The sequence below is a fragment of the Desulfobulbus rhabdoformis genome (assembly GCF_016919065.1).
GTDB classification, from domain to species: Bacteria; Desulfobacterota; Desulfobulbia; order Desulfobulbales; family Desulfobulbaceae; genus Desulfobulbus; species Desulfobulbus rhabdoformis.
The window spans coordinates 1-767 of record NZ_JAFFQA010000146.1; the positions used below are offsets into that span (position 1 = coordinate 1).

At 45.9% G+C, this 767-nt stretch carries 1 pseudogene; it reads right to left on the reverse strand.

Annotated features, from left to right (window positions below):
• Positions 1-767: pseudogene (locus JWJ90_RS22820) on the reverse strand (ISKra4 family transposase); the annotation flags it as partial.

A 767-nucleotide genomic window follows, 5' to 3' on the forward strand; every position in this document is an offset into this window, starting at 1 on the left:
CGAATATTGCTGATGAACTTATTGGCACTCTCAATCGCTCCACTGCCAAGCGGGTACCCACCTCGCCGCAAACGACCATACTCGATTCTGCCTTTGTTCTTTGTCAGGTAGTTTACCAACTTAGTTCTCTCTGTTTCCGCAGTGGCTGTCTTGCATTTCATTCTTTTCAAGCCAGCGATGACATGAGAGGCATTGTTGTGAAAGAGCCGGACCTTGGTTTGCTCTATCCACTCATCCCCTTTTTTCGACCCAGCAAACTGATGCTTGGCAAAATCGTGGAGGTGTTCCGAGCAGTGGAAATAATCAAGGACTTGGCGGCAGGTTGGGAAATATTCTTTGACGCAGTCCCATATCCAATCGGCTCCATCACCTACAAAACACAGGCGAACTTTATCCTGCGGAATAATATCCTTGTCTCTTAACTCGGCAAGGAATCCTCGAAATTCAGTAATATTGCTGATTTGATGCCAGCTTAACAGGTGAACGATCTTATCCTTGTCGAGCAGGTATCCACGGATTCCTTTAGCTTCCCGCCAATGATGAGGTTGCCCCTTGTCTTCTGTCCTTATTGGGACCATGGCGCCGTCAGCAGAAAAGACCAGAACTGGCCTTCGATAGTTTTCCTCCGAGATATCTTCTATGATTTTAGATATTTCTTGAGAAGTAGGAGTGATCTCTTCAAGGCTGATTTCATCCGCGACTTGATTGGTGAGTTTATGGACAGTGTCTGCGGAAATGTCAAAACGATAAATCTCGTTCATCATTTC